Below are 22,231 nucleotides of genomic sequence, written 5' to 3' on the forward strand. Positions count from 1 at the left end.
AAATTTAGTTAGCAAACCAAAAATAACGAGTAGCAGGATTGAAATCAAGGTCAAAAAGCTGTTTTCCCAATTCTTCTCCATCGGCTTGTCCATCGACAGCATGGAGCGTTTCTAAATGGATTTTTTTTCCACTAAAATGGTGCACAGATTTAAACCGAGTATGACGTCCACCAAGCAGCATCATGACGAACAAACTAATTATTTTTAGAAGAGGTAATTTAGAAACTACAATGACGTCAATTAATCCATCAGTTGGAACAGCCATAGGCGCAATATTGACCCCGCCACCAAAATAAGAATGATTCGTAGTCGTAACTAGAAAAGCATCTTTAAACGCTGTTGTTTTGCCGTCAACAGTTAATTGGATAGGAAAGCTCCGCTGGTTAAAGTAAGCTTTTACAAGAGAAGCTACATAAGCCAAAGAACCTAAATTATATTTATTTAAAGTCGCTTTTGCACTAGAGTTGTTCGTTAATTTTACGACTAAGGCATCAAAACCAACGCCTACGTTATTAACAAAATAGCCAACTGGTTGCTCTTTTTCTTGAAATTCAATAATGTCAAAGGCTGAGGCTGATTTAGCCTTTAAAATTTGGTTTAATGCAACTAATGGTTTTCTTGAAATGCCAACTCCACGAGCGAAATCATTGCCAGAGCCAGCTGGTATGTAACCTAAAGGCGTTTTTTTGTATTCTTCCCCAAGACCACGAACAGCTTCATGAAGGGTGCCATCTCCTCCAATAATTAAAATTAAAGCATCCTTTTGTTGAGTAGTATGAATATCCTTAGCCAGCTGATTCACAAGCGAAATGGTGTGTCCTGCGTATTCACTAATAAAAAGCTGATAGTTTTTCTTTTTTTCAAGAAGAGCCTTTTCGATGATTTTCCAAACGTTAGCACCGTTGCCACTTCCAGATTGAAGATTAATGACAACATAATAGGTTGATTTTTCCAAAATAGACTGAACTCCCTTTTTACAGTAATGATTTATTATATCGTAAAAATTCAGATAGTAAAAGAGCTAGGCTTCAATTAAAGGGATATTGTTATCAAATACGGTACTTATTTGCTATGATTTAAGTAGCTAACAGAGAAACTAGGGGAGGTAAAAGAATGTTATACAGCCGTAATGATAAGGAAAATAGTAAAGAATTACTAGCACCTATTTTTGGAACGCGGGAAGAAGATCGGGAAATTCCTAAATATGTATTAGGCAAATCACCTATTGAGCCAAGAATTGCGTACCGTCTTGTGAAAGATGAATTATTAGATGAAGGCAATGCTAGGCAGAATTTAGCCACTTTTTGTCAAACCTATATGGAAGACGAGGCGACTAAATTAATGTCTGAAACATTAGAAAAAAATGCAATTGATAAATCTGAGTACCCAAGAACTGCAGAATTAGAAAATCGGTGTGTCAATATGATAGCAGACCTCTGGAATGCACCAAAAGATCAAAAGTATATTGGTACCTCAACGGTCGGTTCGTCTGAAGCGTGTATGTTAGGTGGAATGGCGATGAAGTTTAGCTGGCGCAAACGTGCTGAAAAATTAGGATTAGATCTAAACAAGCAAAAGCCCAACTTGATTATTTCATCTGGTTATCAAGTTTGTTGGGAAAAATTTTGTGTTTATTGGGACATTGAAATGAGGGTAGTTCCAATGGATTTAGAGCATATGAGTATTGATGTAGAGCAGGTAATGGACAAAATTGATACCTATACGATAGGAGTAGTTGGAATATTAGGAATCACTTATACTGGCAAGTTTGATGATATTAAATCCTTAGACGATAAACTAGAAGTGTATAACCAAAAAACCGAATTTAAAGTTTTTATTCATGTTGATGCTGCATCTGGAGGACTATTCACTCCTTTTATTGATCCAATGCTAGAATGGGATTTTCGATTAAAAAATGTGATTTCCATCAACACATCTGGTCATAAGTATGGGTTAGTGTATCCAGGAATTGGTTGGATTGTTTGGAAAGATGAGGCATATTTACCAAAAGAATTAATTTTTGAAGTGAGTTATTTAGGCGGCTCGATGCCAACGATGGCTATTAATTTTTCAAGAAGCGCTAGTCCAATTATTGGTCAATACTATAATTTTTTACGTTTTGGTTTTGAAGGATACCGAGAAATTCATCAAAGAACAAAGGATGTTGCCCTTTATTTAGCCAATGAAGTCGAGAAAACGGGTCTTTTTGATATTTACAATGATGGAAGTAATTTGCCAATCGTTTGCTATACGTTAAAAAAAGATCAAGTAAAATGGACACTCTATGACTTAGCAGATCGTTTGCAAATGAAAGGTTGGCAAGTTCCAGCGTACCCATTGCCTGAAAAGTTAAGTCATATTGTGATTCAACGATATGTTTGTCGAGGTGATTTTGGATTGAATAGTGCAGAAGCCTTTATGGAAGACTTTAAGATGTCATTACAAGAATTAGCTGAAGCAAGCATTTTATTTCATGATTCATCTGATAAAAGTGTTCATGGTTTTACACATTAAGCTAATTTTGTGTGTTGTTAAATTATTTCAACTAAAAAGGATTGAATCTAGTTGATTCAATCCTTTTTATGTTATAAAGCGTTATATTTGTCAATGTTTTTTAGTATTTTTTTAGCTTCATGAATGGCTTTTTCTTGTTCAACATAACTTTTTACTCGTGTATTAGAATCATCCAGCTTTTCAAGTGTACGATCTAAATGGTCAAAGTTTTTTTCGATATCTGCCAATGCGACTTGGGATTTTTCAATGGAAGCAATATCTCTTTTTTCTTCTTTTTCAAGTTCTTTATCATTAAATTTATCAATTTTTTTAGCTTCTTTTACTATTTTTTTGATTTCGTGGATCGCTTTTTCTTGTTCAATAAAAACGGTAACTTTGTTTTCAGTACTGTCTAGCTTCGATAACGTTTTCTCTAACTTTAAAAGTGTGTCTGCAATCTTTTCAATAGCATGTTCTTCTTTTTTTTCATAGTTTGTCATCTTTATCCCTACTTTCAAATTTTTTAGTTCCTACACTCTAATTCTAATGGATAAGTAACTAGAAGTCTAATGAAACGAAAGGCTCCTACTAGTTACCTAAAAAACCAATTTTAATCACTCTAACTAAGCAAAAATGAAATAGTAACGGATGAACGTACAATTAAGATTCGACACGTTATCCCTTTGACTACATGACAAAACTGTAAGATGCTAGTTGAAATTGTAAGTTTTAAAACAGGCTAGTGAGAAAAATGCGTGCTAGACTAAAGAAGTAGTAAAAAGAACTGAAATCAATAGATGAGTTAGTAGGAGGAAGAAGCATGAAAGAGACAGTAGTAGATGTAAAAAATGTACGAAAAGTATACGGTAAAAAAAATGAAAATCAATATGAAGCATTAAAAGATGTATCTTTTGACGTTAAGAAAGGTGATTTCGTTGGAATTATGGGACCGTCTGGTTCAGGAAAAACAACGTTACTTAATGTATTGTCTACACTAGACACAACGACTTCTGGTTCCATTAAAATAGCTGGTAAAGATATTACACATTTAACCTCGGATCAATTATCTGATTTTCGAGCAAAAGAACTAGGGTTTATATTCCAAGACTTTAATTTATTAGAGAACTTAACAATGTATGAAAATATTGCGTTGCCATTGTCGTTACAAGATGTGCCATCAAAACAAATCAAACCAAAAGTTGAAAAAATTGCAGAAACGTTAGACATTACAAGAATTTTGCATCATTATCCTGCTGAAGTTTCAGGCGGACAAAAACAACGAGTAGCAGCAGCTAGAGCACTTGTTCATGAGCCAGCTATTCTTTTAGGAGATGAACCAACAGGCGCACTTGATTCTAAAAACGCGAAAAGCTTACTTGAATCAATGAAAGGACTAAATGAGGATTTTGACGTTTCGATTTTACTAGTAACACATGATGCATACAGTGCAAGTTATTGTAAACGAATTTTATTTATTCAAGATGGCGAGATTTTTAAAGAGATTCATCGTACTGATACACGAGAAGCATTTTATCAAGAAATTTTGGATGTTCTAGCAAGCTTTGGAACAAAAGAGTAGAGTGGGAGTTGAAAAACTGTGTTATTAAAATTATCCTTATCAGGAATTAAAAGTAAGCTAAAAGACTATATTGTACTACTAGTTGGTTTAGTGATGTCAAGTTCAATTTTTTATATGTTTGAAACATTAGCGATGAACGATGCCTTTTTAAAACAAAATTCTATGATTAGTGCGGTTTCGTTTGTTTTTCAGGCAGGTTCTGTCTTGCTTGGTATTATCACCATTGTTTACATTTTATACGCCAATACATTTTTACTTTCCTTACGCCAAAAAGAATATGGAATGTATATGACTTTAGGTGCTAAAAAGAAAAAAATTGGCAAGATGATGTTCATTGAAACGATGATCTTAGGATTAGCTTCAATTGTAATTGGAATCGTGATTGGAATTGGCTTATCACAAGTTGTTGGTCAACTTTTAATGCATCAACTTGATTTTAATTCACCAAATTACCATGCTTTATATGTACCTGCAATGCTAGTCACAATTATTTTTTACTTAATTTTATTTATTGTTTCAGCCTGTGTAAATTTAATTAAACTATCAAAACTATCTGCCTTGACACTAATTCATGGTGAAACTAAAGCCGATCATATCGTATTGAATCCTAAAAAAATGACGATTCAATCAATTATCTCATTAATATTATTAGCAATTGGTTATTTTATGATGATTAAAATTGTGACATTTCAATTTATCGGTATTATCGTAGCTTTGATTACAATTACAGCTGGAACCTTCTTATTTTTCAAAACAGCTTTGCCATTTTTAGTTGAAAAATTAAAGGCAAACAAAAAAATAAGTGAGAAAAAAATTAATATTTTTACCTTCTCGCAATTAAGTTTCCGAGTAAATGATTTAACGAAGGTTTTAGCCATGGTGGCGATGTTAATTGCGTTGGCAGTTGGTGCAATTACTGTTGGTTTTGCTTTTCAAAATAGCACAAAATTAACGCTAGATCAAGTAAGTGCATACGATATTGTTACGTATAATCCAACACAAAAAGAAACCAAAATTATGGATGAGATTCAATTTGATAAAAAAACAACGTATCATTACAAAACAGATGGGCAAGTAACCTATTTTGTCAGTGATGAAATGAAAAAAAATCCTCCACTGATTGGTGAGAGTCAAAAAATGGAAGATGGTAGTTTCAAAACTACTTTTTCAAAAATCAATGAACCAATTCCAGAAAACCAACTTTTAAATCCGAAAGAAGTAACAGATGAAAATAGCAATTGGTTAAATGCTTTAGGGAATATAAGCAATGGATACGATACAAATGCTGAACAACTTCCCATTAAACTAGTCTCAAAAGAAGCTTTTGATGCTCTTTCACAAAAGGAAAAGCAAGTTGTAGTAGGAAATACAAATAATTATTTAAGTTATTTGAAACAGTTTAAAGCAATTTACCTTATTGAGAAAACAAGATATCCAAAAACTGAATATACCTCAAGTAAATATGAAACGTATACAGGATTAAATAGTTTATCAAGTGGAACTGTTTTTATGGGACTATTCTTAGGGTTCGCCTTTTTAGCAATGATGGCAAGCTGTTTGATGTTCAAAGTTCTGACTGGCGCAACAAGCGATACGAAGCGTTACACGATGTTAGGGAAAATTGGCGTTCGCAAAAGTTTACTAGTTGCTTCTATTTATAAAGAAATGGCTATGATTTTTATTTTCCCAGCTGTTATTGGAGCTATTCATGTATTAATTGGTATGCAGATGTTCAAATTTCTGTTGCCACAGCCGTATTATAAAATCTGGGTACCATTTGCGATATTTGCTGTAATTTATGGTGTTTACTATTTCATTACGGTATTCCTTTATAAAGGAATCGTATTAAAAGGTGAAGAAGAAAACTAAAAACAAGGAACTCTCCAAAGTCGATGTTAAGACTTGGAGAGTTTTTTTATGAAAATAACCGTTTCCATGAAAAAATAAATTGTAGATACTACATCTGGATGTTAGAATGAATTTTGTCGGGTTAAAAAGGAGTGGAAGTTTTGAAAAAGAAAATTGTTGAAAGTCCTTATACAATGAAGTTTGTTGATGTGTTGTTAGTCATTGTAGGAGCTTTTTTTATTGCCTTATCTATGAATGTTTTTTTAATTCCTAATCAAATTGTTTCAGGTGGCGTAAGTGGTCTGAGTATTGCGTTAAATAGTGTTTTTGGTTGGTCACCTTCAGCCATCTTATATGTTGTCAATGTTCCTTTATTAGTCCTTTGCTTTTTTACATTAGGCTATCAATCGGGAATCAAAACAATTTTAGGAAGTTTATTATTACCAACCTTTGTAGGCTTACTACATGGTATTCAACCTTGGACGGAAACACCGTTATTAGCTGCTATTTTCGGTGGCGTAATGATAGGAATTGGTCTAGGTCTTGTTTTTCGAGGCAATGCTTCAACGGGTGGAACAGCTATTTTATCTCAAATTATGAACAAATACTTAAAGATACCAATGGGTGCATGTGTTGGAATTATCGATGGAATGGTTGTTTTAAGTGCGTTACTTGTTTTTGATTTAAACACCGTAATGTACTCGTTGATCTCATTGTTTATCATCAGCCGCGTAATTGATTTAGTCCAAGTTGGTGTGAATCGATCAAAAAATATTTTTATTATTTCAGAAAAATCAGAGATGATTCGTTTAGCTATTTTAAACGAAGTTGATCGTGGTGTAACGAATGTAAATATTAAAGGTGGTTACGGAAATACAGATAAAGAGATGCTGATGTGTGTGATTCCGGAACGAGAATTTAATCATTTAAAAGAAACGGTATTAGTCATTGATCCTCATGCCTTTGTAGTTGTAACAAGTGCTAGTGAAGTAATGGGACGAGGCTTTAGTTTATTAAAAGAACTAGAATAAGAGTAAAACTGCTAAGAAGTGACTTTTTATAAAGTGGCTTCTTTTTTATGAAATTAATTTGAAACCCTTCCATAATAACGTATACTAAAAAAGAATTGATTTCGACCAAAGGGGAGAAGCTTATGAAATCAAAACTACTAGAAGCCATTATTTTGAGAGAAAATAATCAATCCAAAGAAGCATTAAACATTTTAGAAAAACTCTTAATTGATGAACCACTGAATGGACCTATTTACTATCAATCTGCATGGTGTTGTGATAATTTAAGCCTTGAGAAAGAAGCCATTAATTATTATCAAAAAGCAATTAAGTTTGGACTGAATCAGACCGACTTAAAAGAAGCTTATTTAGGGTTGGGCAGCACCTATCGAGCAATTGGCGAGTATATTTTAGCAAAAGAAACCTTCTTAAAAGGAATTGACTGCTTTCCTGAAAATAATGCCTATCGTGTCTTCTTAGCGATGGTTTATTATAATCTAGGGGAATATCAAAAAGGCATGGAGTTGCTTTTACAGCTCTTGGCAATGACTTCCTCAGATAGCGATATACAACTGTACCAAAAAGCAATTACTTATTATTCAACTAGACTTGAAGACAAATGGTGAAAAAGAACGACTGGATGAGAAGTCTGTTGTTTATTGAAGAAAAGATTTAAATCAAAGTTGTTTTTCTAGCGAGAAACAATTGACAAAATAAGATTCTTCTCCTATACTAAAATCACAGTAAAAGGATATATTGTTTGTAGCTCTTAGTTAAAGAAAGATTTTCCACGGCTGAAAGAAAATCACTAAACTAACATCAATGCTCCCTTTTAATTAAACTTATAGTAGTAATACTATCGCTTTCTTCGCGTTATCGAAGACTTAAGAGGTAATGATACATCCAATGGATTTCATTGCAAACAAGGTGGTACCGCGATTTTTCGTCCTTGTATGCAACGAGTTTATTGGATTTTTTTGTTTCTGAAAAGAAACAACCCATTAAAAAAATTAACAGATGAGAGGAAGACTATCATGAAAAGATTAACAAGTGCTGAAGTACGTCAACTATTTCTAGATTTTTTTGCATCAAAAGGACATAAAATCGAGCCGAGTGCTTCATTGGTTCCCTTTGAAGACCCAACATTACTATGGATTAATTCAGGCGTTGCTACATTAAAAAAATATTTTGATGGAACCATTGTGCCAGAAAATCCAAGAATTACAAACGCTCAAAAAAGTATTCGTACGAATGATATCGAAAACGTTGGGAAAACAGCTCGCCATCACACCCTATTTGAAATGCTAGGAAATTTCTCGATTGGAGATTATTTCAAAGAAGATGCGATTGTATGGGCATGGGAATTTTTAACAGATGAAAAATGGTTAGCTTTAGACCCAGAAAAATTATATGTAACTGTTTATCCAGAAGATAAGGAAGCAAGACGCCTATGGAAGGAAAAAGTTGGATTAACAGATGAGCATATCGTTGACGTTGAAGATAATTTCTGGGATATAGGAGCAGGTCCAAGTGGTCCAGATTCAGAAATCTTCTATGATCGTGGCGAAGAATTTAATGATTTGGAAGCAGATGATCCAGAAAATTATCCTGGTGGCGAAAACGAACGCTACCTTGAAATTTGGAATTTAGTCTTTTCTGAATTCAACCACAAACCAGATAATACCTATGAGCCGTTACCAAATAAAAATATTGATACAGGAATGGGATTAGAACGTGTTGTGTCTATCTTACAAGACGCTCCAACAAATTTTGAAACAGATTTATTTATGCCGATTATCGAAGAAGTAGCAAGCTTGAGCGCAAATAAAAAGTATGCAGTTGATCCACAATTAGACATCTCATTTAAAGTAATTGCCGATCACGTTCGTGCAGTCAGCTTTGCTATTGGAGATGGTGCGTTGCCATCGAATGAAGGGCGTGGTTATGTTCTTCGCCGTCTATTACGTCGTGCTGTAATGCATGGTAAAAAATTAGGAATCCATGAAGCTTTTATGTATAAATTAGTTCCAGTTGTTGGTCGTATTATGAACAGCTACTATCCAGAAATTCTAGATAAAGAAGATTTCATCGTTAAAGTTATCCGTACTGAAGAAGAACGTTTCCATGAAACAATCAATGACGGTTTGACAATTTTAAATAACATTGTAAAAGAGTTAAAAGAAAAAGGTGAAGACACTATCACAGGTGCTGATATTTTCAAACTATATGACACTTATGGATTCCCAGTTGAATTAACTGAAGAATACGCAGAAGACGAAGGCTTGAAGGTCGACCATGAAGGCTTTAAAGTCGAAATGAAAAAACAACAAGACCGTGCGCGTGCAGCAAGAAGCGATGCGAAATCAATGGCTGTTCAAACAGGCTTGCTTTCAGAAGTAAAAGTACCAAGTCATTTTGTAGGCTACCATGAAACAGATGCCACAGGCGTTTTAAGCATTATTGCAACCTCAGATGAGCTTGTAGAGAGCGTTAATGTTGACCACGAAGCACAACTTATTTTTGATCAAACACCGTTTTACGCTGAAATGGGTGGACAAGTTGCCGATACTGGTGTCGTTAAGAATGCCAATGGTGACGTTGTAGCGAAAGTAATCGATGTAAAAAAAGCGCCAAATGGCCAACCTTTACATTCTGTCGAAGTTTTAACAACATTAACAGTGGGAGAAACCTATAAGTTAGCTGTCGATAAAACAGCTCGTCGTAAAATAACACGTAATCATACAGCAACGCATTTATTGCATCGTGCGTTGAAGGATGTATTAGGCGATCATGCAAATCAAGCAGGTTCATTAGTTGCACCACATTATTTACGTTTTGATTTCACTCATTTCGGTCAAATCACTGCAGACGAATTGGCTAAAATGGAACGAATCGTCAATGAAAAAATTTGGGAATCACTTTCAGTTGAAACTGTTGAAACAGGAATTGAAGAAGCAAAACAAATGGGCGCAATGGCCTTGTTTGGTGAAAAGTATGGCAAAGTTGTTCGTGTTGTCAATATTGATAACTATTCAATTGAGCTTTGTGGTGGGGTTCATGTTCAAAATACAAGTGAGATTGGTGTATTCAAAATCCTTTCAGAATCGGGTATTGGAGCAGGCGTCCGCCGTATTGAAGCTGTAACGAGCGAAGAGGCTTACCTTGCGTTATTCATAGAACAAACACGCTTAAACGAAGTAGCAGCGCTAGTAAAAGCACCACAAACGAAAGAAGTGGTTTCAAAAGTAACTCAATTACAAGCAGAATTAAAAGAAGTTCAAAAAGAAAATGATTCGTTGCAAGCAAAATTAGCTAACGATCAAGCAGGAGATATCTTTAAAGAAATAAATGATGTAGCAGGATTTAGTGTAATTGCAGCAAAAGTTGATGTGAAAGATATGAATGGCTTGCGCCAACTAGCTGATCAATGGAAACAAAATAATGTTTCGGATATCCTAGTATTAGCTACTGCCCAAGAAGATAAAGTAAGCTTACTCGCAGCAATTAACCAAGAAAGCATCAAAAAAGGTCTAAAAGCTGGAGATTTGATTAAAGAAATTGCGCCTCTTGTTGGCGGAGGTGGCGGTGGACGTCCAGATATGGCTCAAGCTGGTGGTAAAAACCCAGCTGGTTTATCAGATGCCTTAGTACAAGTAACAAAATGGATTGAAGAAAAAGCAGAATAAGAATTATCGTAAAAACAGCTAATCTTTCTTAAGATTAGCTGTTTTTATTTAGAATCTTCGTAAACGCTATCAATTTTTTTAAAAAAAGTAAATAAGAAGTAAATAAAAGAAAAAATTAAGAAAGGAATCTGGAATAAGCATTGTAGTTTCCACATCTTTCTTGTAGAATATAAGAATAAGCATTAAAGAATGGGGTGTAAGAAAATGAGCTCAATTGATGAAACAGTGCGTTTTGACTTTGGTGATAATCGGGAAAAAAATGTCAAAGAAACATTAACTTTAGTTTATGCAGCATTAGAAGAAAAAGGATACAATCCAATCAATCAAATCGTGGGTTACTTACTTTCAGGAGATCCGGCTTATATTCCTCGTCACAATGACGCTAGAAACTTAATTAGACGCCATGAACGTGATGAAATTGTTGAAGAGTTGGTTAAAACTTATTTGAAAGAGAGTGGACCTGTAATTAAATGAGAATAATGGGATTAGATGTCGGTTCAAAAACTGTTGGAATCGCGATTAGTGATCCATTTGGTTGGACAGCTCAAGGCATCGAGATTATTAGAATAAATGAAGCTGAAGAAAAATACGGACTCGATCGAGTCGTTGAATTGGCAAAAGAATATGAAGTATCCAAGTTCGTAGTTGGATTGCCTAAAAACATGAACAACTCAATTGGACCAAGGGCCGAAGCTTCAATGCATTATGCCGAGTTGCTGAAAAAAGAGCTTGATTTGCCCATTGAATTTCAAGATGAACGATTAACCACAGTTCAAGCTGAACGAATGTTGATTGAACAAGCCAATACTTCTCGTAGTAAACGAAAAAAAGTAATTGATAAAGTAGCCGCAGTGATGATCCTTCAAAATTTTTTAGATGGAAACCGAAACTAGCTTTTTTATCTCAAATACGGTAGAATATAACAGATGAAAGATATATATTTAAAGGAGTGTTTAGAATGACACACGATCACAATCATGAAGAAGATCATCACGATCACGAACATATTACAATTATTGATGAAAATGGAAATGAAGAATTATACGAAATCTTATTCACATTTGATTCAGATGATTACGCAAAATCATATGTTTTAGTTTATCCAGCTGGAATTCCAGAAGGTGAAGAAATCGAGTTACAAGCTTTCTCATATGTAGAGCAAGAAGATGGGAATCAAGGAGACTTGAAACCAATCGAAACAAATGAAGAGTGGGACATGATTGAAGAAGTTTTAAATACTTTCATGGCAGATGATGAAGAAGAATAATCAAATAAAAGCTAACAATTGTACTTGTTAGCTTTTTTTGTAGGCGTAAATAAGAAAAGGCTTTGTTGTAAACTTAAAAAAAGTCTAAAATTAGCAAGATAATCAAAAAAACGCTAGATTATTGTTCTCATTACTGTAGATATCATGTATAATAATTGAAGTTAGTTATGAAATTGAAGAAAATGATTGTTTTCTTTAATGGGAGTTAGGAGGGTTTTTTCTTGGGAAATAATAACGAGGAACAGCCAAGTAAAAAGGAAAAATTAATGGCTGAGTCACGCTCAAGAATGTTAGACAGAGAAAAAGAATCAACTGTGGTAAAAAAGGTTGTTCTTAGCATTATCGGTGTATTGGTTATTTTGTTAGTTATTTTAGGATTAGTAGGTTATCGCTATGTAACGAGTTCTTTACAACCGTTAAATCCATCAAGTGAAGAAAAAATACAAGTTGAAGTACCAATTGGTTCTACTACAAAAGAAATTGCAAAAATTTTGGAAGATAAAGGAATTATCAAAAGTGCTTTTGTTTTTAGTTATTATGTAAAAACAAATAATGCAGCCAATTTTTTAGCTGGTTACTATGAATTGAAACCATCAATGACTTTGAATCAAATTATTAAAGATCTTCAAAAAGGCGGAAGTGCAACAGCTGGCGAAGGAGCTAATAAGATTCTGGTTCAAGAAGGTTTAACCATGGAGCAGATAGCACAATCCGTTGAAAAATCAACAAAATATAAAAAAGAAGAATTCTTAAAATTAGTTCAAGATGAAACATTCTTAACCAATATGCAACAAAAGTATCCACAATTATTAGATAGTGCAATGAGTGCAACGAATGTACGTTATCGTTTAGAAGGCTATCTTTTCCCAGCCACATACGATTATGATAAAAAAATGACATTAGAAGAAATTGTTGAAGATATGATTAAGAAAACGGATGAAGTGATGAAATCATTCTACGGAACGATACAAGCACAAGGGAAAACGGTTCAAGAAGTTCTAACTGTAGCCTCTCTTGTTGAAAAAGAAGGCGTTTCTTATGATGACCGTACTAAAATTGCCAATGTCTTTTACAATCGTGTAGCTGAGGATATGCCATTACAAACGGATATCAGTGTCCTATATTCTTTAGATACACATAAAGAATTAGTAACTGAGAAAGATTTAGAAGTTGATTCCCCATATAACCTTTATCAAAATAAAGGTTTCGGACCTGGGCCATTTAATAATCCAGGATTAGAATCTATCAAAGCAACGCTAAATCCAGCAGATACAAGTTATTTATATTTCTTAGCAGATACCAAAACTGGAAAAGTTTATTTTGCAGAAACTTATGACGAACATTTAAAATTAAAAGCAAAATATCTTGATTAAAATTAGAAACAGAAAAAAAGCATTGAATCAATTGATTCAATGCTTTTAAATAAGGAGCGGAATTTAGCATAATGAGTAAGAATAAGCCAATCGTGATCGGGGTTACTGGTGGTTCAGGTAGCGGTAAAACAAGTGTCAGTCGAGCAATCTTCAACAAATTTTCAGGGCACTCCATTCTATTATTAGAGCAAGATTTTTATTACAAAGATCAAAGTGATTTAAGTTTTGAAGAACGATTAAAAACAAATTACGATCATCCTTTTGCATTTGATACAGAACTAATGATTCAACATGTTGAGGATTTGATTCAGTATCGTTCGATTGAAAAACCAGTTTACGATTATGCAGCTCATACAAGAAGTAGTCAAATAGTCTTACAAGAACCAAAAGAAGTGATTATTGTTGAAGGTATCTTAATTTTAGAAGACGCTAGATTGCGTGATTTAATGGATATTAAAGTTTATGTTGATACCGATGATGATATCCGAATTATTCGCCGTATCAAACGAGACATGGAAGAACGGGGTCGCACATTAGATTCTGTTATTCAACAGTATTTAAGTGTCGTGAAGCCAATGTATCATCAATTTATCGAACCGACTAAAAAATATGCAGATTTAATTATTCCAGAAGGTGGACAAAACCAAGTAGCAATTGATTTGATGACCACAAAGATTAGTTCGATATTGAATAATCAGTGAGAAAATTCATAAATAATGTAGATTACTATTTACAATTCCTTTGCTTCGTGGTATCTTGTCAATATTGAAAAATAAATAGTACGCTTTCATAAAAAATAAATGAATGGCGCTGAAATAATTTGTAATAAACAGATTATTTAGAAGGAGAGTACGAACATGGTAGAAAAAGTTTATCCTATGACTTTAGAAGGTAAAGAAAAATTAGAAAATGAATTAGAAGAATTAAAAACTGTTAAAAGAAAAGAAATCGTTGAAAGAATTAAAATTGCTCGTAGCTTTGGAGATTTATCAGAAAACTCCGAGTACGAATCAGCAAAAGATGAGCAAGCTTTCGTTGAAGGTCGTATTACGACACTAGAAAATATGATTCGCTTATCAGAAATCATCGACAATAAAAACACAGATAAAGACGAGGTTTCATTAGGTCGTACAGTGAAATTTATTGAATTACCTGATGGTGAAGAAGAGGAATACACAATTGTTGGAAGTGCAGAAGCAGATCCATTTTCTGGTAAAATTTCTAACGATTCACCGATTGCTAAAGCAATTATTGGGAAACGTATTGATGATGAGGTTATCATTTCAACTCCAGGTGGAGATATGCAAGTGAAAATTATCAGCGTATCTTAATCAAATGAATAAATAAAATTGGAAAGCTGCTCTTTTGAGTGGCTTTTCCTTCTTTATAGAATCAAAATAGTCCAATATCAGTCTTTAGTCTTAGAGAGAATTCATGCTTGAGCACGCTGTTTCCCTCGTAAAAGATGCTATACTTAGAAAAGAATATAAAATATAAAGGAGGGTGACTATGAAAAACAATTGGCAATTTTTCATCCTTATTGAAAGCTTATTATTTGTTTATCTTATTTTCCAAATTTTTTCAACTATTCCACTAATGATTGCTTTTGTAGCGGGTTTAGTGATGAGTATTTGGAGTCTTAAAAATAAATTTACAAAAGGATACAATAATAGTTTCTTTTTAGTTTTAGGTGGCTTATTGGTGGTTTTTGTTTTACTATCAACAAGTTCAATATGGTTAATGTTAATTTTTGCTATTTTCTTCTTTTCAATTAGTGGCAGTCAGTTATTTACGAATATGAAGAATAAAAATTTTTCAAACGCTCCGTGGAAACGAAAATCACTCGTTGTGGTAGAAACAAGTAGTACCACTGAAAAAAATGGCAAGCGTATGAAACGCCCATGGATTGGAAATGAACGAATTGGAAATGCAATTTATGAATGGGATGATATTAATTTTTCTATTTTTGCAGGAGATACAATCATTGATTTAGGGAATACATTATTGCCGAAAGATGAAAGTTTTGTTGTGATTCGTAAAGGTTTTGGAAAAACCCGCATTTTAGTTCCAGTTGGTGTAGGTGTTATGATTGAACATAGCGCAATTCGTGGTAAAATAAGCTTTGAAGGCGATAGCTATACACTAAAAAATGAGACCGTTAAAATGTATAGCGATCAATATGAAGAAAGCATTCGAAAAATCAAGATCATTACAAATGTGTTAATTGGTGATATTGAGGTGATTGAGGTATGAAAAAAATAGTGAATCAACGTACCTTTTTCACCGTTTCGTTTTTTTCATTTATTGTTATGCTGTTAATAGCAATTGCATTTAGTTCTGCAACATCTAAAAATCGATGGTATATTGACTTGATTTCGGTTAAGATTTTAGCCATCCCTTTTTTAGTTTATTTAGTTGCTTTTTCGCTTATTATTGGAGTGGTAGTTGCTACAATTATGTACTTTGTTGGACGTGCGCAATGGGAACATATTGAGGAAGAATTACAAGCTTTAGCTGATGGAAATTATGAAGCGAGTGTTTTTAAGGAACAAAACGATCTTTATAGTGCGTCCATTTATCAAGAAGATATCGATAAACATATATGCGTTGTCAAAGACAAACTTGTAGAACTATCCAAAGAAGTACAATTGAACGGCAATCAGCCTAAATTTGTTGATGGTGAAACAAAAGAAGAAATCTTAACACAGGAGCGTCATCGCTTAGCAAGAGAGCTTCACGACTCAGTTAGTCAACAATTATTTGCTGCTATGATGTTATTATCTGCTTTGAATGAGCAAGCTGCTGTTGATTCTAGTGAGCTTTTTCAAAAGCAACTAAAAATGGTTGAAAGTATTATCAATGATTCGCAATCTGAAATGAGAGCTTTGTTGCTTCATTTACGTCCTATTAGTTTAGAAGGAAAAACGTTGAAAAAAGGAATTGAGCAATTACTTGTTGAATTAAAATCAAAAGTACAAATTATTTTGACATGGGAAATAGAAGATGTTTATTTGCCAAGTGGGATTGAAGATCACCTATTTAGAATTGTACAAGAATTGCTGTCTAATACACTGCGACATTCAAAAGCAAATGAATTAGAAGTTTATTTAAAGAAAGTCGATCAATCCATTTTATTGCGTGTGATTGATGATGGTGTTGGTTTTGATACGAAAGAAAGTAAAGCGGGAAATTATGGATTACAAAATATTAAAGAACGTGTAGCAGGTATGGGTGGAATTTGTAAGTTTATTAGTTTCCCTGGTCAAGGAACGAGCATTGAAATCAAGATACCAATTATAAAAGGGAGTGACGAGAATGATCAAAGTATTGCTGATTGATGATCACGAAATGGTAAGATTAGGGGTTTCAGCTTATTTGTCGATTCAACCGGATATTGAAGTGATTGGTGAAGCTGAAAATGGCTTGATTGGGTATGAAAAGGCATTAGAATTAAGACCTGACGTAATCATGATGGATTTAGTGATGGATGTCATGGATGGGATTGAGTCAACAAAAGCAATTTTAAAAGATTGGCCTGAAGCAAAAATCATCATTGTCACAAGTTTTATTGATGATGAAAAAGTTTATCCAGCATTAGAGGCAGGTGCATCTAGCTATATGCTTAAAACATCAACTGCAGGAGAAATTGCAAATGCCATTCGTTCTACATACGCTGGTGAGTCAATTTTAGAACCAGAAGTGACAGGTAAGATGATGGAACGTTTTACTAAAAAGAAAGAACCTGTGTTACATGATGATCTGACTAATCGTGAAAATGAAATTTTATTATTGATTGCACAAGGGAATTCAAATCAAGAAATTGCGGACCAATTGTTCATTACATTGAAGACTGTCAAAACACATGTATCCAATATATTAGCTAAATTAGATGTAGAAGATCGCACACAAGCAGCAATTTATGCGTTTAAACATCATCTTATCAAATAAAAGAAAAGCAAAACCGAATGGAAAGCTGTTGGTTTTGCTTTTTTTTGTTATACTAGAAGAGAGTAAAATTAAAATGAGGCATATATGAAAGGTGATATAAAGAATGAAAAAGAACTTTGCGATTATTGGATTAGGACGTTTTGGCGGTAGTATTTGCCGTACGTTAGTAGAAGCTGGTCAAGATGTATTAGTCATTGACTCAAGTGAAGACCGTGTAAATGAATTTATGAATATCGCGACTCATGCAGTAGTAGCAAATGCTCAAGATGAAAGTGTGTTACGATCATTAGGCATTCGTAATTTTGATCATGTTATTGTTGCAATTGGGGAAGACATTCAAGCCAGTATTTTAGCTACTTTAATGATTAAAGAAATGGGTGTTCCTTTTGTAACAGCTAAAGCACAAAATGATTATCACGGAAAAGTATTAGAACGCATTGGGGCAGATCACGTTGTTCATCCTGAAAGAGACATGGGAATTCGTATAGGACATCATTTAGTTTCTAAAAATGTGGTGGACTATTTGGAGCTGTCAGACGAATATTCGTTAGTAGAATTAAAGGTAACGAATCCAAAATTTTATCGCAAATCACTGGATGAACTAGATTTTAGAGCAAAATTTGGTTTGACAGTCATTGGGATTCGACGCGGACAAGAAATGATTATTTCACCAAAAGCAACAGAAACGATTGAAGAAAACGATACGTTGATGGTTGTAGGATCAGTCATTGATTTAGACCGTTTAGAAGCAATGATGCCTTAACTGTGTAAACAGCAAAATGTGGTTTTTTTAGTATTTATGGTAGAATAGAGGGTGTATGATTGATGGAAAGGAGGAGTCACAAAAGAAAGCTTTTGTGCGATTAATAAAATGAAAATTGAAATTACAGATACTGCAAAAAAATGGTTTGAAGATGAAGTTGGTGTGTCAAATGGAACTTTTGTCCGTTTTTTTGGAAAATATGGTGGAACTAGTCCCATCCAACAAGGATTCTCTTTGGGGATTGAATTAGTAGAACCTCGTAATCCGCTAGGAAGTACTGAAAAAGAAGGCGTAACGTATTTCGTTGAAGACGGCGATGAGTGGTATTTTAGTGGTCATGATTTAAAAGTAGATTATGATGAATTAAAAGATGAACCTATTTATGAATATTTATAAAAATTAAAAAAGACTAGCTCTTAGGTTTTGGGAAACTAAGGGCTAGTCTTTTTTTGCATTATAAAACAAAATATTAATTTAACTATAACGTTTAATTTTTTAATAGTCAATTTATATAAATACCAAATTTATGTTAAAAAATGAAAAAGCACAACAATAAACGGATAGTTTGAAGCGCAATGACCTATTTTTAATTTATTATTTTACTCCATTTTATTTCTTCATAAAGTTGAATGTTTCTGATTTCATCATAGCCAACTTTAATATGATCGATATAAATACCTAATTCATCATAGCCTTTTATTTTTCCAATTGTATCTTTAGCGTAATCACCATTTTCATTAATTTCTTCTATTTGAATCGCTACTTTTTTATTCTTAACAATTGCAGAATCTAAAACAGAAGCTATTTCAAAAGAAGTCATTTGAGGTTTTTGAGAAATGGTATCGGCTAGTTCAGTTGCATCGTTCTCCAATGATTGACTGTGTTCGGATAAATACATTCCTTGCCATTTGACTGTTCCTCGGTCTTGATAGTGATCGTTAAATTTATTTAGCATGACGTTCTTCCTTTCCTGATGCGTGCCCGCCTACTAACGAACTACGCTTGATTGCAGTAGCACCTTCAAGAAGGCTACTAGCATGAATCAGACTATTAAAACCGTACTTAGTACGAACTTTATCAACAACTGTATCTAAATGGTACTCGTTGACTTGTTCATTTATTTCTTTGAAAAGATCTAATTGGATATCTGTACGGTAAACTAGTTTTGAGTAACTGATGCCAATTTGTCGGACACTTTCATCTTTATAATAGTTTCTAAACAAAGTAAGACAGTATTCAATTAATTGCTTGGTATTGTTAGTAGCGGTAATTTTGAGTTGTCGATTAAAGCCTTTGGTTACTTCGTGATTTGAATAGCGTATAAAAAGAGAAATACACTGTGTTTGACAATTTTTTTTTCGTAATCTTGTAGCTACTTGATCAGCCATTTCTTTAATGACTAATTCTATTTCTTTTTGAATGCTATAGTCTTTAAGCAGTATTTGTGAATTGCTGTAAGATTTTTCTAAGGATTTGTATTTAACTGAAATATCGCTACGATCGATTCCCCATGAATGTGCATAAAGCTGTTCACCGATAATCCCCATTTTTTCTTTGAGTATTCCAGGATCAAAATGTGCTAAGTCATAAACTGAGTGGACATTCATTTGAATTAATTTTTTAGCCGTTTGCGAACCAATTCCCCACATATCTGTTAACGAGGGAATCTTCCAAACTTTATCCGCTACATTTTGATAGCGCCATTCGGCTTTAAAATCAGGCGCATTTTTGGCCTCATTATCTAAAGCTAGTTTGGCTAACAACGGATTATCTCCAATTCCAATGGTGGTATACAAACCTAGCTGATGATAGACATCGTACTGGATTTTTCGTGCAATTTCATAAGGAGTAGCATGAAACATTTTTTTAACAGGGGTTATTTTCAGAAAAGCTTCATCAATTGAATAGACTAAAATATCTTCTTCAGCTGCATATTTTCTAAAAATAGCGATAATTTGTTTGTTTTTCTCAATATATAAACTCATACGAGGAGGGACGATGATTAATTGAGGGTGGTGAGGCAAATCAAATTTACGCATCACATTAGAAATCCCTAGTTTTTTTTTTGCAGCAGGTGAACTAGCTAAAATTAACCCACCATTGCTTTCTTCGTTAGACATTACAACAAGCATGGTTTTAAGTGGGTCTAATCCTCGTTCAACGCATTCAACACTGGCGTAAAAACTTTTGATGTCGATACATAAAATATCCGAACGTGGTTCGTTAGAATAGTCCAATTCCAATTCCGTAACAGTTCACCTCTCGTTTTAATAAGATAATCCTATTATACGAACATACGTTCAATAAGTAAAGGCGAACATACACACACACTTGCTTTTTTTTATGTATTTAGTAAAAGAATAAATGTATTGTTATAATTCATGTGAATAATTAATTAATGAAATAGTTGTATTAGTTGTTTTAAAGCGATACATTGAGTAAGAAAAGGCGTGAAGGGAAGTTGAAAATGGTTAAATTAAATTTATTTTAATAAATTTAATTTTTTTAAAATCATTCGATTTTTTATTCATATATGAAACAAAAAAAAGGATTGCTCTAAGTAATTAGAACAATCCTTTTTATAGAATGGTTAAACAGGCATAATGATTGGTAAAATCATTGGATGACGCTCTGTTTTTTCAAATAAGAAAGGTTGTAAACTGCCAATAATCGTTTCTTTAATATATTGTTCAGTTACATTTTCTTCTTTTAGCGCCTCTTTTAAGTTTTTAAAGATAACACGTTGCGCTTCATTGATTAAATCACCAGACTCACGCATGTAGATAAAGCCACGAGAAAGGATATCTGGACCAGCTAAAACGTCTTTTGTTTTATAATCTAAGGTCACAACGACAACAACTAAACCTTCCTCAGAGAGGATTCTACGGTCACGTAGGACCACGTTGCCGATATCTCCAATTCCTTTTCCATCAACATAAACATCACTTGCATTGAAATGACCAGCAGAGCGAGCAGAATCAGCCGTTAATGCTAAAACATCACCATTTGCAAGGATAAATGAATTTTCTTTTGGAATGCCAACTTGTTCTGCAAGGGTCGTATGGATTTTTTGCATTCTAAATTCACCATGGACAGGAACAAAATACTTAGGTTTCATTAAACGAAGCATTAATTTTTGTTCTTGTTGTCCACCATGACCTGAAGTGTGAATGTTGTTGACTTTTCCGTGAATCACTTCGGCACCAGCTTCAGAAAGCAAGTTGATTACGCGGTTTACACTAGTTGTATTGCCTGGGATAGGCGAACTTGAAAAGACAACTGTATCACCAGGTTGAATGGAGATTTGACGGTGAGTTCCGTTGGCAATACGGCTTAGCGCTGCCATTGGTTCACCTTGAGAGCCGGTACATAAAATCGTTACCTCATTTGCAGGCAAACGATTTAATTCGTGAGCATCGATAAATGTATCTTCAGGTGCAGTGATATAACCTAATTGACGCCCAGTGACCATAGCAGCTTCCATACTTCGACCAAAAACAGCAATTTTACGACCCGTTTTTACCGCTGCATTTGCAACTTGTTGGAGACGTGAAATATTTGATGCAAAAGTCGCAAAAATAATTCGACCTTCTACTTTTTGGAAAATACTAGTGATGGATTCACCAACGACTTGTTCGGATTGAGTAAAGTTTGGAACTTCCGCATTTGTACTATCAGATAAGAGTGCTAATACGCCATCTTCTCCAATTTTTGCCATACGGTGTAAGTTAGCAGGTTCACCAACAGGTGTGAAATCGAACTTAAAGTCACCCGTTAAGACAATGTTGCCGGGTGGTGTTTTAACAACGATTCCTAGTGCATCTGGAATACTGTGTGTGGTTCTAAAGAAACTTACACTTGTTTTACGGAATTTTAATACAGAATCTTCACCGATTTGATGTAGTTCCGCATCCCGTAAAAGACCATGCTCGTCTAATTTATTACGAATCAAGGCTAATGCAAGAGGACCCGCATAAACTGGAATGTTTACTTGTTTCAATAGGAAGGGAATCCCACCGATATGATCCTCATGTCCATGAGTAATCACTAGCGCTTTTACTTTATTAATATTTTGAACAATGTAACTATAATCAGGAATCACATAATCAATTCCTAATAAGTCGTCTTCAGGAAATTTAATACCAGCATCTACAATGATAATTTCATCTTGAAATTGAACACCGTACGTATTTTTTCCAATTTCCCCTAGCCCCCCGATACCAAAGACAGCAGCTTCATTGTTTTTTATAGTTGGTTTCATTTC

General features: G+C 33.9%; 22 protein-coding genes. 17 read left to right on the plus strand and 5 right to left on the minus strand.

Going from position 1 to position 22,231, the window contains the following annotated elements; all coding sequences use genetic code 11:
* Nucleotides 1-4 precede the first annotated feature (4 nt).
* Complete coding sequence (locus tag BR52_RS03510; protein ID WP_034569209.1) at nucleotides 5-955, minus strand: diacylglycerol/lipid kinase family protein; 951 nt, start codon at nucleotides 953-955, stop codon at nucleotides 5-7.
* 158 nt (nucleotides 956-1,113) lie between these two features.
* Here BR52_RS03510 and gad point away from each other — a divergent pair, with 158 nt between their 5' ends.
* Complete coding sequence (gene gad / locus BR52_RS03515; RefSeq protein ID WP_034569211.1) at nucleotides 1,114-2,514, plus strand: glutamate decarboxylase; 1,401 nt, start codon at nucleotides 1,114-1,116, stop codon at nucleotides 2,512-2,514.
* A gap of 71 nt (nucleotides 2,515-2,585) precedes the next feature.
* On the opposite strand, the gene BR52_RS03520 is transcribed toward gad, so the two are convergent.
* Nucleotides 2,586-2,993 carry a hypothetical protein gene (locus BR52_RS03520; RefSeq protein ID WP_034569213.1) on the minus strand — a complete coding sequence of 136 codons (408 nt, stop codon included), beginning with the start codon at nucleotides 2,991-2,993 and terminating at the stop codon, nucleotides 2,586-2,588.
* A 320-nt stretch (nucleotides 2,994-3,313) separates the two neighbouring features.
* On the opposite strand from BR52_RS03520, the gene BR52_RS03525 reads away from it, so the two are divergent.
* From BR52_RS03525 to BR52_RS03600, 16 genes are all read left to right on the plus strand, one after another.
* On the plus strand, nucleotides 3,314-4,072 hold the full coding sequence (locus BR52_RS03525; RefSeq protein ID WP_034569217.1) for an ABC transporter ATP-binding protein: 759 nt from the start codon (nucleotides 3,314-3,316) through the stop codon (nucleotides 4,070-4,072).
* 18 nt (nucleotides 4,073-4,090) lie between these two features.
* Nucleotides 4,091-5,941 (plus strand): FtsX-like permease family protein, encoded by a 1,851-nt coding sequence (locus tag BR52_RS03530; RefSeq protein ID WP_034569220.1) that lies wholly within the window; start codon nucleotides 4,091-4,093, stop codon nucleotides 5,939-5,941.
* Between the two features lie 173 nt (nucleotides 5,942-6,114).
* A complete protein-coding gene (locus BR52_RS03535) occupies nucleotides 6,115-6,951 on the plus strand; it encodes a YitT family protein (RefSeq protein WP_174222351.1) in 837 nt (278 codons plus the stop codon).
* Nucleotides 6,952-7,073: 122 nt separating this feature from the next.
* On the plus strand, nucleotides 7,074-7,556 hold the full coding sequence (locus tag BR52_RS03540) for a tetratricopeptide repeat protein (protein ID WP_034569223.1): 483 nt from the start codon (nucleotides 7,074-7,076) through the stop codon (nucleotides 7,554-7,556).
* A gap of 408 nt (nucleotides 7,557-7,964) precedes the next feature.
* Nucleotides 7,965-10,616 carry an alanine--tRNA ligase gene (gene alaS / locus BR52_RS03545; protein WP_034569225.1) on the plus strand — a complete coding sequence of 884 codons (2,652 nt, stop codon included), beginning with the start codon at nucleotides 7,965-7,967 and terminating at the stop codon, nucleotides 10,614-10,616.
* 204 nt (nucleotides 10,617-10,820) lie between these two features.
* Nucleotides 10,821-11,090, plus strand: a complete 270-nt coding sequence (locus BR52_RS03550; RefSeq protein ID WP_034569227.1) for an IreB family regulatory phosphoprotein — start codon at nucleotides 10,821-10,823, stop codon at nucleotides 11,088-11,090.
* Nucleotides 11,087-11,509 (plus strand): Holliday junction resolvase RuvX, encoded by a 423-nt coding sequence (ruvX, locus tag BR52_RS03555; protein WP_034569230.1) that lies wholly within the window; start codon nucleotides 11,087-11,089, stop codon nucleotides 11,507-11,509. The genes BR52_RS03550 and ruvX overlap by 4 nt, the downstream gene beginning before the upstream one ends.
* Before the next feature lie 65 nt (nucleotides 11,510-11,574).
* Nucleotides 11,575-11,883 carry a DUF1292 domain-containing protein gene (locus BR52_RS03560; RefSeq protein ID WP_034569232.1) on the plus strand — a complete coding sequence of 103 codons (309 nt, stop codon included), beginning with the start codon at nucleotides 11,575-11,577 and terminating at the stop codon, nucleotides 11,881-11,883.
* A 266-nt stretch (nucleotides 11,884-12,149) separates the two neighbouring features.
* A complete protein-coding gene (mltG, locus tag BR52_RS03565) occupies nucleotides 12,150-13,256 on the plus strand; it encodes an endolytic transglycosylase MltG (protein ID WP_174222350.1) in 1,107 nt (368 codons plus the stop codon).
* A 71-nt stretch (nucleotides 13,257-13,327) separates the two neighbouring features.
* Complete coding sequence (gene udk, locus BR52_RS03570; RefSeq protein ID WP_034569237.1) at nucleotides 13,328-13,957, plus strand: uridine kinase; 630 nt, start codon at nucleotides 13,328-13,330, stop codon at nucleotides 13,955-13,957.
* A 156-nt stretch (nucleotides 13,958-14,113) separates the two neighbouring features.
* On the plus strand, nucleotides 14,114-14,587 hold the full coding sequence (greA, locus tag BR52_RS03575; protein ID WP_034569239.1) for a transcription elongation factor GreA: 474 nt from the start codon (nucleotides 14,114-14,116) through the stop codon (nucleotides 14,585-14,587).
* 178 nt (nucleotides 14,588-14,765) lie between these two features.
* Complete coding sequence (liaF, locus tag BR52_RS03580; protein ID WP_034569242.1) at nucleotides 14,766-15,509, plus strand: cell wall-active antibiotics response protein LiaF; 744 nt, start codon at nucleotides 14,766-14,768, stop codon at nucleotides 15,507-15,509.
* Nucleotides 15,506-16,594 carry a sensor histidine kinase gene (locus tag BR52_RS03585; protein ID WP_034569245.1) on the plus strand — a complete coding sequence of 363 codons (1,089 nt, stop codon included), beginning with the start codon at nucleotides 15,506-15,508 and terminating at the stop codon, nucleotides 16,592-16,594. The genes liaF and BR52_RS03585 overlap by 4 nt, the downstream gene beginning before the upstream one ends.
* Nucleotides 16,572-17,204 carry a response regulator transcription factor gene (locus BR52_RS03590; protein ID WP_034569248.1) on the plus strand — a complete coding sequence of 211 codons (633 nt, stop codon included), beginning with the start codon at nucleotides 16,572-16,574 and terminating at the stop codon, nucleotides 17,202-17,204. The genes BR52_RS03585 and BR52_RS03590 overlap by 23 nt, the downstream gene beginning before the upstream one ends.
* A gap of 103 nt (nucleotides 17,205-17,307) precedes the next feature.
* Nucleotides 17,308-17,967: a potassium channel family protein gene (locus tag BR52_RS03595; RefSeq protein ID WP_034569249.1), complete on the plus strand. Its 660-nt coding sequence runs from the start codon at nucleotides 17,308-17,310 to the stop codon at nucleotides 17,965-17,967.
* A gap of 108 nt (nucleotides 17,968-18,075) precedes the next feature.
* Nucleotides 18,076-18,363: a HesB/YadR/YfhF family protein gene (locus BR52_RS03600; protein ID WP_034569253.1), complete on the plus strand. Its 288-nt coding sequence runs from the start codon at nucleotides 18,076-18,078 to the stop codon at nucleotides 18,361-18,363.
* Between the two features lie 190 nt (nucleotides 18,364-18,553).
* Here the strand turns inward: BR52_RS03600 and BR52_RS03605 are convergent, their stop codons facing one another.
* The 3 genes from BR52_RS03605 to rnjA form a co-directional block, all read right to left on the minus strand.
* A complete protein-coding gene (locus tag BR52_RS03605) occupies nucleotides 18,554-18,922 on the minus strand; it encodes a hypothetical protein (RefSeq protein ID WP_034569255.1) in 369 nt (122 codons plus the stop codon).
* Nucleotides 18,912-20,210, minus strand: coding sequence for a Y-family DNA polymerase (locus BR52_RS03610; RefSeq protein ID WP_034569258.1), 1,299 nt, complete (start codon nucleotides 20,208-20,210; stop codon nucleotides 18,912-18,914). The genes BR52_RS03605 and BR52_RS03610 overlap by 11 nt, the downstream gene beginning before the upstream one ends.
* A 347-nt stretch (nucleotides 20,211-20,557) precedes the next feature.
* Complete coding sequence (rnjA, locus tag BR52_RS03615) at nucleotides 20,558-22,228, minus strand: ribonuclease J1 (protein ID WP_034569261.1); 1,671 nt, start codon at nucleotides 22,226-22,228, stop codon at nucleotides 20,558-20,560.
* Nucleotides 22,229-22,231 lie beyond the last annotated feature (3 nt).

This window comes from Carnobacterium divergens DSM 20623 (genome assembly GCF_000744255.1).
GTDB classification, from domain to species: domain Bacteria; phylum Bacillota; class Bacilli; order Lactobacillales; family Carnobacteriaceae; genus Carnobacterium; species Carnobacterium divergens.

Coding starts and splice junctions, on each gene's coding strand:
- BR52_RS03535 (WP_174222351.1), top strand. CDS start 6,115: ATGAAGTTTGTTGATGTGTTGTTAGTCATTGTAGGAGCTTTTTTTATT.
- udk (WP_034569237.1), top strand. CDS start 13,328: ATGAGTAAGAATAAGCCAATCGTGATCGGGGTTACTGGTGGTTCAGGT.
- mltG (WP_174222350.1), top strand. CDS start 12,150: ATGGCTGAGTCACGCTCAAGAATGTTAGACAGAGAAAAAGAATCAACT.
- BR52_RS03590 (WP_034569248.1), top strand. CDS start 16,572: ATGATCAAAGTATTGCTGATTGATGATCACGAAATGGTAAGATTAGGG.
- ruvX (WP_034569230.1), top strand. CDS start 11,087: ATGAGAATAATGGGATTAGATGTCGGTTCAAAAACTGTTGGAATCGCG.
- BR52_RS03585 (WP_034569245.1), top strand. CDS start 15,506: ATGAAAAAAATAGTGAATCAACGTACCTTTTTCACCGTTTCGTTTTTT.
- BR52_RS03520 (WP_034569213.1), bottom strand. CDS start 2,993: ATGACAAACTATGAAAAAAAAGAAGAACATGCTATTGAAAAGATTGCA.
- BR52_RS03525 (WP_034569217.1), top strand. CDS start 3,314: ATGAAAGAGACAGTAGTAGATGTAAAAAATGTACGAAAAGTATACGGT.
- BR52_RS03540 (WP_034569223.1), top strand. CDS start 7,074: ATGAAATCAAAACTACTAGAAGCCATTATTTTGAGAGAAAATAATCAA.
- BR52_RS03595 (WP_034569249.1), top strand. CDS start 17,308: ATGAAAAAGAACTTTGCGATTATTGGATTAGGACGTTTTGGCGGTAGT.
- greA (WP_034569239.1), top strand. CDS start 14,114: ATGGTAGAAAAAGTTTATCCTATGACTTTAGAAGGTAAAGAAAAATTA.
- BR52_RS03605 (WP_034569255.1), bottom strand. CDS start 18,922: ATGCTAAATAAATTTAACGATCACTATCAAGACCGAGGAACAGTCAAA.
- BR52_RS03560 (WP_034569232.1), top strand. CDS start 11,575: ATGACACACGATCACAATCATGAAGAAGATCATCACGATCACGAACAT.
- liaF (WP_034569242.1), top strand. CDS start 14,766: ATGAAAAACAATTGGCAATTTTTCATCCTTATTGAAAGCTTATTATTT.
- BR52_RS03550 (WP_034569227.1), top strand. CDS start 10,821: ATGAGCTCAATTGATGAAACAGTGCGTTTTGACTTTGGTGATAATCGG.
- alaS (WP_034569225.1), top strand. CDS start 7,965: ATGAAAAGATTAACAAGTGCTGAAGTACGTCAACTATTTCTAGATTTT.
- gad (WP_034569211.1), top strand. CDS start 1,114: ATGTTATACAGCCGTAATGATAAGGAAAATAGTAAAGAATTACTAGCA.
- rnjA (WP_034569261.1), bottom strand. CDS start 22,228: ATGAAACCAACTATAAAAAACAATGAAGCTGCTGTCTTTGGTATCGGG.
- BR52_RS03600 (WP_034569253.1), top strand. CDS start 18,076: ATGAAAATTGAAATTACAGATACTGCAAAAAAATGGTTTGAAGATGAA.